Annotated in this window: 11 protein-coding genes; all 11 read left to right on the forward strand. The window is 50.4% G+C overall.

What is annotated here, in order from left to right; translation table 11 throughout:
- Nucleotides 1-180 precede the first annotated feature (180 nt).
- Nucleotides 181-633 carry a CtsR family transcriptional regulator gene (locus B4H10_RS03475; RefSeq protein ID WP_075581305.1) on the forward strand — a complete coding sequence of 151 codons (453 nt, stop codon included), beginning with the start codon at nt 181-183 and terminating at the stop codon, nt 631-633.
- Nucleotides 634-655: 22 nt separating this feature from the next.
- Nucleotides 656-1,177: a UvrB/UvrC motif-containing protein gene (locus B4H10_RS03480; RefSeq protein WP_059075380.1), complete on the forward strand. Its 522-nt coding sequence runs from the start codon at nt 656-658 to the stop codon at nt 1,175-1,177.
- 3 nt (nt 1,178-1,180) lie between these two features.
- Nucleotides 1,181-2,242, forward strand: coding sequence for a protein arginine kinase (locus B4H10_RS03485; protein ID WP_150824147.1), 1,062 nt, complete (start codon nt 1,181-1,183; stop codon nt 2,240-2,242).
- 69 nt (nt 2,243-2,311) lie between these two features.
- A complete protein-coding gene (locus tag B4H10_RS03490) occupies nt 2,312-4,738 on the forward strand; it encodes an ATP-dependent Clp protease ATP-binding subunit (protein WP_059075378.1) in 2,427 nt (808 codons plus the stop codon).
- Nucleotides 4,739-4,793: 55 nt separating this feature from the next.
- Nucleotides 4,794-6,173: a DNA repair protein RadA gene (radA, locus tag B4H10_RS03495; RefSeq protein WP_292018181.1), complete on the forward strand. Its 1,380-nt coding sequence runs from the start codon at nt 4,794-4,796 to the stop codon at nt 6,171-6,173.
- A gap of 105 nt (nt 6,174-6,278) precedes the next feature.
- Complete coding sequence (locus tag B4H10_RS03500; RefSeq protein WP_059075376.1) at nt 6,279-6,617, forward strand: hypothetical protein; 339 nt, start codon at nt 6,279-6,281, stop codon at nt 6,615-6,617.
- 182 nt (nt 6,618-6,799) lie between these two features.
- Nucleotides 6,800-7,981: a PIN/TRAM domain-containing protein gene (locus tag B4H10_RS03505; protein ID WP_059075375.1), complete on the forward strand. Its 1,182-nt coding sequence runs from the start codon at nt 6,800-6,802 to the stop codon at nt 7,979-7,981.
- A complete protein-coding gene (ispD, locus tag B4H10_RS03510; RefSeq protein ID WP_234995351.1) occupies nt 7,982-9,169 on the forward strand; it encodes a 2-C-methyl-D-erythritol 4-phosphate cytidylyltransferase in 1,188 nt (395 codons plus the stop codon).
- A gap of 28 nt (nt 9,170-9,197) precedes the next feature.
- Entirely contained in the window at nt 9,198-10,661 is a 1,464-nt protein-coding gene (gene gltX / locus B4H10_RS03515; RefSeq protein ID WP_292018182.1) for a glutamate--tRNA ligase, read from the forward strand.
- Nucleotides 10,662-10,679: 18 nt separating this feature from the next.
- Nucleotides 10,680-11,123: a hypothetical protein gene (locus tag B4H10_RS03520; protein WP_292018183.1), complete on the forward strand. Its 444-nt coding sequence runs from the start codon at nt 10,680-10,682 to the stop codon at nt 11,121-11,123.
- A 331-nt stretch (nt 11,124-11,454) separates the two neighbouring features.
- Nucleotides 11,455-12,056: class I tRNA ligase family protein (locus tag B4H10_RS03525; protein WP_292018184.1), on the forward strand; the 602-nt coding region annotated here is incomplete at its 3' end.

Below are 12,056 nucleotides of genomic sequence, written 5' to 3' on the forward strand. Positions count from 1 at the left end.
AGTTCGCAGTCCGCAGGAAATGTTGTTAGTTTTTTGTCGAAAGGATGATGTCAGGGTCTTTTGCCATTAATTCACCTCTTGCAAAAAGTCAAAAAGACGAATATAATAAGAATGTAATAAAGTCAAAAGGTGAAAAATAACCATTTGATGTATATTGTATTTTCATAAGCAGGTGATACGATGAGTGTGTTAGCTGATAAAATCGAACAATTTATATTACATAAGCTCCTCGAAGAGGATGAAGAGAATATCGTTCTCCGCCGCAATGAACTGGCGGATGAACTGGATTGTGCCCCTTCACAGATTAGTTATGTCCTAAGTACACGCTTTTCTAATGACAAGGGCTATCTAGTAGAATCACGACGGGGCTCAGGCGGTTTCGTGCGCATTATCCGCCTGACTCCGAAAAAACAGGACCGGACACCGGCACCGCTGAAAGAAACGCTGCCTGCTGTCAATATTACGATGGAAGATCTCGACGTGCTATTATATCGTCTGATTAAAAGCAAGTCGCTGACGAACAGGGAGGCCATTTTGCTGCATCATACGTTTGAAGCGTTGTTTGATGAAGTCGATGAACCGCAGCGGATGGCAGTTATAGGGCGGATTCTCCGGTCCCTGAATCTGCACTAGTGTAAGAAAGGAGGCGCACGCCATGCTTTGCGATCAATGCAAAAAAAGAGAAGCCGTCGTCCATATCGCGAAGATTGAAAACGGCCGCCGCACGGAGCTGCACCTGTGTGCAGAATGTGCGCGTAAACAGGGAAGTTTACCTGATTATTCTAATTTCAATATTATCGATAATGATTTCTTCCGTAAAATGGCTTACCCCGATTATTCCGGCCAGGCCGAAGAAGAACCGCGCTGCAATAGTTGTGGCATGACGTATAGTGAATTTAACCGTCTTGGTAAATTTGGCTGTCCCGATTGTTATGAAGCATTCCGGGAGGAAATCACGCCTCTGGTCCGGCGGATACACGGTCACACTAAACATGTGGGCAAGGTGCCGAACCGGGGAACCGGTGTGTTCCGTACAGCCAATCAGATTAAACGCCTGCGCCAGCGTCTGAAAAAACTCGTTCAGGATGAACGGTATGAAGAAGCTGCCCGCGTACGCGATGAAATCCGCATGCTGGAACGGCAGCTGCCACCGCGGCAGAATGGGAAGGAGGAATAACGGATGCTGCAGGATATATTGAAAACGCCGTTGATTCCCTGGCAGGATGGATCAGGAGATTTGACGGATGTCGTGCTGGACAGCCGTATCCGTCTTTCCCGGAACTTAAAAAAATACGTATTTCCTGATAAGGCGACTGATGCAGAACTGGCTGCCGTCCTGGCGGAAGGGGAACGGTACATGCCAAGTCTGAATACGCTGGGAGGAGGGACTTATGAAAGTATCCATCTTTACGATCTGACTTCGTGGGAACGGGAAGTGCTGGCAGAACGCCACCTGGTTTCGGCAAGCCATATTCAGAAACCGCAGAACAGGGGATTGCTGTTACGGCAGGACGGTGCCGTTTCCATTATGATCAATGAAGACGATCATTTCTGTATTCAGACCGGTGCGGCAGGTCTCCAGCTCGATAAGGCATGGGAAGATGCGACACAGGTAGACGATGCGCTGGAGGCAAAACTGAATTTTGCCTTCCGGGATGATTTCGGTTATCTGACTGCCAGTCCCTCCCTTACCGGGACTGGCCTTATTGCCGGCGTCATCCTCCATCTGCCCGGACTGGTGCTGATGAAGCGCCTTAACCGTATTGTCCAGGGGATTACTAAATTGGGCTTTACCATGTGTGGCATGTATACGGAACGGAACGAATATATTGGCAATGTGTTCCAAGTGACGAATCAAATTACGCTGGGCGTATCAGAAGAAGATATTATAGGGCAATTGAAGAAGCTTGCCACACAGATTGTCCAGGAAGAACGGAACTGCCGGAACCTGCTCTGGACGCATAATCAGAATGCCATGAAAGACCGGTTTTTCCGGAACTATGGCGTATTATCCCATGCCTGGATGCTCGATTTTTATGAAACCATCGATTTTCTAAGCGATTTCCGCATGGGGATAGATTTTGGTGTCATTCAGGAACGGCCACAGGCGTATCATGCCCTGCTGACGGCAGCGGGGCCGGCATATCTGCAATGGCAGGCCGGTAAGGAACTGAATGATGAAGAGCAGGACTTGCAGCGGGCTAAGGTAATCCGTCAGCTTCTGCAGGATTATGCCATTTAAAATGTGTACGATGGCTGAATGGCAGTACGGAAAGTCTGCCCGGACCAGCGTATAAGGATGTGAAAGAATATGTATAACAGATTTACAAATAATGCAAAACGGGTGCTGCAGTATGCCCAGCAGACAGCGCAGCGCTTGGGTCATGACTATGTAGGAACCGAACACATTTTGCTCGGTCTCGTTCTCAATAAAGAAGGGGTGGCAGGTCAGGTGCTGGCTCAATTGGGGCTTACGCCGGAAAACATACTGCGGGCCATCGAAAAATTGACGGCATCCCGCGACATGATCCAGGATGAACCGGGGCTGACCCCGCGCACAAAGCGGACAATGGAACTGGCTGTCAGTGAAGCCAACCGGCTGGGACAAAACTATGTTGGTACAGAACATATTCTGGCCGGACTGATTCTGGAAGGGAGCGGCCGTGCCAGCCAGATTCTGGAATCTATGGATGTCGATCCGGAACAAATTTTGCACCGTTTGGCAGAAGTAACAGGTACAGATGCCGAAGACGTGCCGGAAGAAGGCGGAGCTGCTGGCAGCATGGATCTCAATGCCTATGGCCGTGATCTGAATGAACTGGCAAGGAAAGGTAAAATTGATCCCGTCATCGGCAGGGAAAAGGAAATCGACCGGGTCATCCAGATCCTTAGCCGCAGGACGAAAAACAACCCCGTCCTCATCGGAGCTCCCGGAGTAGGGAAAACAGCCATTGCCGAAGGTCTGGCCCAGCGCATTGTAAGCGGTGTCGTACCGGATATTTTAGCCGACAAACATATATTTTCCCTGGATCTTACGAGTCTGGTGGCTGGTACAAAATATCGTGGGGAATTTGAAGAACGAATTAAAAAGGTGATCGAGGCCATACAGAATGATTCCCATATGATCCTCTTTATCGATGAACTGCATCAGCTCATCGGTGCAGGGGCTGTAGAAGGCTCCATGGATGCCGCTAATATCCTTAAACCGGCCCTGGCACGGGGCGAACTGCAGTGCATCGGCGCGACGACGCTGGATGAATATAAGAAACATATAGAAAAGGATACGGCTCTGGCCCGCCGGTTCCAGCCAGTACTGGTTGGTGAACCGACGGAAGATGATGCAATACAGATTCTGTTCGGTTTGCGTGACCGTTATGAAGCATTCCATAAAGCGCGCATTACCGATGAAGCCGTGCGCAGTGCCGTTACCCTTTCCGCGCGGTATATCAGTGACCGCTACCTGCCGGATAAGGCCATCGATGTCATGGATGAAGCGGCATCACGGGTGCGTATGAAAGTATATTCTCCGTCTGATGAAGTCAAGAGCCTGGAACAGAAACTGGCCGATATCCGCAAGGAAAAAGAGGCGGCTCTGGCCAGTGAGGACTTTGAACGCTGTGCGTCCCTGCGTGATGAAGGAAAGGAGTTATCACGGCAGCTGGAAACGATGCAAAAAGAACGGAAACAGCACGATGATGCCCGGCTGGTCGTGACAGAAGATGATATTGCCGATGTCGTGTCTCAGTGGACGGGAATCCCCGTACGGCAGTTGACGGAAACGGAATCACACCGTCTGCTCCATCTGGAAGAAGAATTACATAAGAGGGTCATCAGTCAGGATGAGGCCGTGACGGCTGTTTCCAAGGCAATACGCCGGGCACGGGCGGGCCTGAAGGATGCAAACCGCCCAATTGGTTCGTTCCTGTTCCTCGGCCCCAGTGGCGTCGGCAAGACCGAACTGGCCCGGACACTGGCCCGGCAGCTCTTTGGCAGTGAAGAATCAATGATTCGCATCGACATGAGCGAATACATGGAAAAATACAGCGTATCCCGCCTGGTAGGGGCACCTCCCGGTTATGTGGGGTATGAAGAAGGCGGCCAGCTGACCGATGCCGTACGGGAAAAACCGTACAGTGTCGTATTATTTGATGAAGTAGAAAAGGCTTCGTCTGATTTCTTCAATCTGCTCCTGCAGGTCCTCGATGACGGACGCCTGACTGATTCCAAGGGACGTACGGTTGATTTCCGCAATACGGTCATCATCATGACCAGTAATCTGGGAGCCTCTCATTTGAAACCCGATGCCCCGGTCATGGGATTTTCGACGGGCAGTCAGGAAGAAAACCGGGAACAGGCTTTCAAAACGGCGAAAAAAGAAATCATGGATGACGTCCGGCGATTCTTCCGTCCGGAATTTTTGAACCGGATTGATGAAATCATCGTATTTAAGCCGCTGCAGCGGGATGATTTGCGCCGCATCGTCTCTCTTATGCTGAAAGATCTGACGAAACGGCTCGACGAAAAAGGCATTGCTATGGACTGGACAGAAAATGCCGACGATGTATTGGTCCGGGAAGGAACCGATTTCGCTTATGGCGCCCGTCCGCTGAAGCGGGCTATCCAGAAACTGGTGGAAGATCCTATTTCGGAAATGATGCTCGGTGGCAGCCTGAAAAAGGGGAACCATCTCCATGTAGACAGCCCGGATAAGAAAGAGTTACTATTTACGACAGAATGATGAGAGAAGCCAGCGGTTCCGGGACGGGGACTTCTTTCAGAAGAGGAGCAGATTCATGGCTAAAGTAAAGACGCGCTATGTATGCGCTAATTGCGGCAGCGTTTCCAGCCGCTGGCTCGGACGCTGCCCCCAGTGCGGGGAATGGAACACAATGACAGAAGAAACATTGCAGCCGGAGGCTCCCCGTAAAGCTGGCAGCATGCAGCGGACGGGGACGGAAACCCGTCCGGCTGCCCTGACGGACATTACCATGGAAGACATGTCCCGTCTGGAAACGGGAATTGGCGAACTGGACCGCGTGCTGGGAGGCGGATTGGTGCCCGGCGCCCTGATTCTGCTCAGTGGGGATCCGGGTATCGGCAAATCGACGCTGGTGCTGCAGATGGCGGCAGCGGTCTGTAAAAAACAAGGTGCCGTCCTGTACGGTTCCGGTGAAGAATCACAGGGACAGATTAAGCTGCGGGCCGAAAGACTGGGAATTGTGGCTCCGGACCTGTTCATACAGGCGGACACATCACTGGATGCTGTATTGCATGAGGCTGAACGGCGGAAACCACGGCTGCTCATCGTCGATTCCATCCAGACGATGTACTGCCAGGATGCAGACGGTACACCGGGGAGCATGGGGCAGATACGGGAAGGTACGGCACGGCTCATGACTTTTGCCAAGACGACCAACATACCCGTTGTGGTCATCGGCCATGTGACCAAAGAAGGGGCCATTGCCGGCCCGCGCATGATGGAACATATGGTGGATGTCGTGTTGTATTTTGAAGGTGACCGGCAGTATCAGTTCCGCATCCTCAGGGGGATAAAGAACCGTTTTGGCTCGACGAATGAATCCGGCATGTTTACCATGACCGAAGAGGGCCTTTCGGAACTGGCCAATCCGTCCCATCTGCTCCTGGCTGAACGATCGGCTCATCAGGCCGGTTCGGTTATCGCGGCCGTTATGGACGGCCAGCGGCCTATGCTGGGAGAAATACAGGCGCTGACATCGCATTCCGTATTTGCCGTACCACGGCGGACTGCTTCCGGAATGGATTACAACCGTCTGATTATTTTGCTGGCCGTCCTGGAAAAACGAATCGGCCTGAATCTGGGAACACAGGATGTCTATATCAATGTCGTAGGCGGGTTGCGGCTCACCGGGACAGCTGCCGATCTTCCGGTTATTCTGGCCGTCGTTTCCAGCTTTAAGGATATTCCTATGGATGAGCATACGGTAGTCATGGGCGAAGTGGGACTGACTGGAGATATACGGCGTGTCCCTCAGGCTGACCGCCGGTTGAAGGAAGCCGCCAAAATGGGATTTACCCGGTTCATCGTTCCCCGGGGGAATATGTCAGAGCTGAAACGGGATGACTTTCCCGATTGCCGGATCATTCCTGTGGTGTCTATCAGAGATGCCATAACGGCTGCTTTTTCTTCCTGATTTTTTGACAATTTAAATAAAATTTATTTTTTTCACCGGCTGGTATGGTATACTGGTAGTAGAATATAAAATTTAAAAAGAAAGTACAAGGGAGGTTGGACAATTATGCAGAAACGAGTGAAAAGGCTGGCCGTATTATGTACGGCAGTGGCCCTTTTATGTGGCGGAAGTGCTCTGGCATATTATCATAACAGTACTGCTGGTCCGGCAGGAAGATCTACTGTATATGACTGCAACAGCCCCGTTACCTATTATCAGGGACGCCGTGTTATGGCAGATGGCCATATGGAACCGGTTATCCAGCACCGTGGCTACGTAGTCAATGAAAATGGTGCCGTCGAAATGACAGGCCCCTGCTACGGGGACGGTAATGGGTACGGACATCACGGCAATGGCTATGGACATCACGGTAACGGTGGTTACTATGGCGGGTGCCATCGCTGAATAGAGAAAAACGAGCAGTTTTGCTGTATAGAAAGGCAGAGCTGCTCGTGTTTTTTCCCTGACGTGTTCTTTTTTGTGGAGTCTTATCAAAAAATATGGTATGATAAGAAATTGTAAAAAGATGCTTTTTACAGGTATAATGAATGAAAATGTTGATTAATATGAGAAGGGGGTGACATACTATGGCTGATGTACATACGACAGAAAATAAAGAAAAAAGAAAACCGGAACGCAAGAAACTCAATGGCCGTAAAATTGCTGATAATATCATGAAAGGTGCGGTTATGCTGATCATGGCCGTCATCTTTGTCATGTTGGCAGACCAGCTGGTGACGACGCCTTTTTTCAGTGCAGAAATCGAGGGTCGTTTTTCCCGGATTGGTATTTTTGGTACGACACTGATGACTATGATTACCTATATCGTGGGAGCCCTTCTGGGTGTCGTTCTGGGATATATCTTGTCACCGCTCGTGCTGCGGCTGATATGGAAGGTTATTCAGCGCATGGAAACGGGCCTGAGTGACTTTTCTACGCAGGATCTGCTTATTGGAACGCTGGGATTGCTTTTTGGACTCATTATTGCTAATTTAATAGGACTGGCGTTTTCCAAATTGCCGATTATCGGAGCGTATGGGCCAATTGTATTCAGCATTATTTTCGGGTATGCCGGCATGAGTATAGCTGTACGCAAGAAGACAGAAATCGTCAGCTGGGCCGGTATTTTCCGCTTGCCCAAAAATAGGGAAAAAGAACGGAAAAAAGAAGAATTTTCAGGGAAACTCCTGGATACAAGTTCTATCATCGACGGGCGGATTGCGGAAATATGCAGTACCGGTTTCCTCGAAGGGCCTCTTCTGGTGCCTGTTTTCGTCCTGGAGGAACTGCAGCTTATTGCCGATTCCTCTGATGTCCTGAAGAGAAACAAAGGGCGCCGTGGGTTGGATATACTGAAGCAGATGCAGGAAGACAACTATGTAGAAGTCCGTATCATCAATGATGATTTTGATGATGTGCAGGGCGTTGATTCCAAACTGGTCCGGCTGGGCCGGAAAATCAACGCCAAAGTCGTGACTAATGACTATAATCTGAATAAGGTAGCGGCGCTGCAGGGTGTCGTTGTCCTGAATATCAATGATCTGGCCAATGCACTGAAGCCGGCCCGGATTCCGGGAGAGCATATGGAAGTACTGGTTGTCAAGGCCGGTAAAGAAAATAATCAGGGTGTAGGGTACCTCGACGATGGTACTATGATTGTCGTCGAAAATGGCCAGAAATATATTGGCTCTACCGTCCCCGTCGTAGTTACTTCTGTTTTGCAGACTTCGGCAGGGCGTATGATATTTGTAAAAGTCGAACACGAGTAGGTGAAAGGTTTGAAAGTATCTGTCATCATAGTAGCGGCCGGTTCAGGCCGGCGTTTTGGCTATGAGCGCAATAAGCTGTTTTTTCCTTTGTGCGGAAAACCTGTACTGACTCATACGCTGCAGCACGTTTTTGCTGCAGCCTGTGTCAGTGAAGTCGTCATTGTAGTAGCGGAACGGGACCGAAGGGATATAGAAGATATGGTTGCCGGCCTGCATCCGTCTGTACCGGTCCGTTTTGCTCTGGGAGGAGCGGAACGGGAAGATTCTGTTTATAATGGCCTCGTGGCAGCAGATGAGTCAGCCGACATCATTATGGTCCACGATGGGTCACGCCCCATGGCCGGTCCGGAGTGGTTTGATAATGCCGTGCCGGTTATGGAAAAAGCAAATGTAGCTGTATATGCTATTCCTGTCAAAGATACGGTCAAGGAACGGGAAGAAGCTGGAGCCTGGGGGCTGCAGCGTGTCCGCACACTGGACCGGAGCCGCCTGATTGCTGTACAAACGCCTCAGATCTTCCGGCGTCAGACACTGCTGGAAGCCCACCGGTACGCCAAAGAGCATCACCTGACGGGGACAGACGATGCCTCACTGGCAGAGGCAATGGGGGAAAAGGTTGTTATTCTCCAGGGGGATGAACGGAATCATAAAGTGACTACGATGGACGATGTGCCGGTCCTTGAATTTTATATGACCGGACCGTCAGAGCACCGTGTCGGCAGCGGCTATGATGTCCATCCGCTCGTATCAGGAAGGAAACTGATTCTGGGCGGCGTGGAGATTCCCTATGAAAAAGGACTGGATGGCCATTCTGATGCGGATGTACTCGTCCATGCCGTCATGGATGCGCTCCTGGGAGCGGCAGGGCTGAAAGACATCGGTACGTATTTTCCCGATACGGATGCGGCATTTAAGAATATTTCCAGCCTTATTTTACTGCGTAAAGTACGGCAGATACTGATAGAGAACAGCTGCCGCGTCATTAACGTCGATGTGACGCTCCTGGCCCAGCAGCCGAAAATCAAGCCATATGTGGCTCAGATGACAGCCAATCTGGCAGATGCCCTGCAGATTGATCCGTCTGCCGTCTGTGTCAAAGCGACTACGACAGAACACCTGGGTTTTGTAGGCCGGCAGGAAGGCATGGCCGCCCAGGCCGCTGCCATGGTTATTAAATACAGAAATTAATAGTAATAGATAGTAGGAGGAGTTTGTTATGTCTAATACAGTACGCGTACGTTTTGCACCCAGCCCGACTGGCCCGTTCCATATTGGCGGTGCCCGCTCGGCTCTTTTCAATTACCTGGAAGCCAAACATACCGGTGGTACCTTTGTCGTCCGCATTGAAGATACGGACCAGAAGCGTTCTACCCGTGAATCGGAAGAAAATATCAAGGAAGCACTGCGCTGGCTGGGTATCAACTGGGATGAAGGTATTGACGTAGGTGGCCCGGACGGGCCGTACCGTCAGATGGAACGCCTGGATATCTACAAGAAATATACAGATAAATTACTGGCAGAAGGCAAAGCGTATTATTGCTTCTGTACACCCGAAGAACTGGAAGCCGAAAAAGAAGCACAGCTGGCAAAGGGAGAAACACCGGTTTATTCCGGAAAGTGTTCCCATCTGTCGCCGGAACAGGTACAGCAGTACCTGAAAGAAGGCCGGCCCTATGTCATCCGCGTCAAGACCCCGAAGAATGAAACTCTCGAATTCGACGATCTCGTACGGGGACATGTCGCTTTTGACTCCAATAAAGTAGGCGATTTTGTCATTGTCAAATCAGACGGAATTCCTGTATATAATTATTGTGTCGTCATGGATGATGCTCTCATGCATATTACCCATGTCATCCGTGCGGAAGAACATCTGTCCAATACACCGCGCCAGCTCGTCCTCTATAAAGCACTGGGCTTTCCCGTACCGACCTTTGCCCATGTATCGCTTATCCTGGGCAAAGATAAGAAGAAAATGAGCAAACGCCACGGCGCAACCAGCGTCCAGCAGTATCGCGACCTGGGATACCTGCCCCAGGCTATTGACAATTTCCTGGCTCTGCTGGGATGGACGCCTGACAGCGATCAGGAAATTTTCTCCATGGAAGAACTCTGCCAGCAGTTTAGTCTGGACCGGGTAGCGAAGAATCCCGCTGTCTTCGATATTGAAAAATTGAACTGGATTAATTTCCATTACATGAAAGAACTGGATGAAGACCAGCTGCTGGAAATCTGCCTGCCTCATTTGCAGAAAGCAGGCTATTCATCGGATCAGCCTTCCCATGATGAACGGGCCTGGCTGAAACAAATGTGTTCTGCTATGCGCGAACACGTCCAGTACGGCGCCCAGATTGTCGATGCGGCCAAAGTGTTCTTTACGGAAGACTACCAGCCGGAAAATGAAGAAACAGCTGCTGTCCTCAAAGAAGAAACGGCTCCGGCTGTTCTCAAAATGTTCCGCGATGAACTGGCAGCTCTCGACGAAGTGACGGCGGAAACGGTACAGCCCCTGTTCAAAAAAATCCAGAAAGGCCTGAAAGTAAAGGGTAAATTCGTCTATATGCCTATCCGCGTAGCTGTTACAGGCGTCATGCACGGGCCGGACCTGAACGTCATCGTCGCCCTCATGGGACGGGACAAAGTCATCAGCCGGCTCAATGCCAGCGGCCTCATAGCTGACTGAATGCCGGGATGGTGAACGTTGATGGATACGTCTGACAAGACGCCTTCTTCCCGGTGGGAAGTACTCAGCCGCAACCGGGCGGCCCGCATGATTGCCGGCCGTCTGGTGCTGGATGGAGAAATAGAACTTTCCGAGGGAAACGGGATGTATACGTATATTCATTGTACAAATCTGAACGACATATATACGTTCCGTGTGGCCGGAACCAGCATTCTCGATGACGTAGAGGACCGGGAATTTTCCCCCGTATTCGGCATTCCTCTGCCACCGTATGAACGGCTCCTGGAAGAATATCCCTGCCGGGAAACATACCGGGGACTGGAAGCAGGCCGTACTTCGCCGTACTATCCTTATTTCTGCCAGCTGGCTTTTCAGATGGATGAAATGCTGGCAGGCGAGAAGGAAGATGAAGAGGAGACGCCCGTCGATACATGGGACCGCCCGGATATGACCGATACATAAAATGTTCTTGACAGAATAGAAAATATTGAGTATCATGTAATATACAATACAGTATATTTAATAATTAATATCAATTTAGAAATGCGATGATCAAAATGATCTGCAAGGGAACGCTACAGAGAAGTCCGGCAGCTGCTGAGAGCCGGGCCAGCAGATGAAATTGCAGAGTTGCCTTTGGGAGCAGGCCGGATGAAATGACAGTATTCCGGTCCGGAGACAGCCGTTACCTGTAGTCGAGATTATGGTGTTTGCCATAAAGCAGAGTGGAACCACGGGCCACCGTCTCTGTCAGGGGACGGTGGTCTTTTTATTTACCTGAAGGAGGTTTATTATGAGAGAATTAAAAGTTTACAATACACTCACACGTCGTAAAGAAACGTTTGTGCCAGTAACGCCGGGACAGGTCAAGATGTACGTCTGCGGGATTACGCCGTACAATCATTCTCATATGGGCAATGCCCGCCCGTTCGTTACATGGGATGTCATCAAACGCTATCTGGAACATCTGGGCTATGAAGTCACACACATCCAGAACTTTACCGATGTCGATGATAAAATCATTAACGCCGCCAATGGGGAAGGCGTTACATGGGATACGATTTCCAACCGGTATATCGCATCCTACTTCGACGTCATGGATAAGCTCCACATCCGTCGGGCCGACAAATATCCCCGCGTTTCGGAACACATGGATGAAATCATCCACATGGTCCAGACCCTCATCGACAAAGGCTATGCCTATGTCATCGACCACGACGTCTATTACAGCGTCGAAAAGTTTGCCGATTACGGCGAATTGAGCGGCCGCAGCCTCGACGACATGATGGCTGGCGCCCGTATTGAAGTCGATGACCGCAAACATAATCCTATGGATTTTGCTCTCTGGAAGGGAGCAAAGCCGGGTGAACCTTCGTGGGACAGCCCGTGGGGACC

The organism is Megasphaera sp. UBA4382, from assembly GCF_002391155.1.
GTDB lineage: Bacteria > Bacillota > Negativicutes > Veillonellales > Megasphaeraceae > Megasphaera > Megasphaera hexanoica.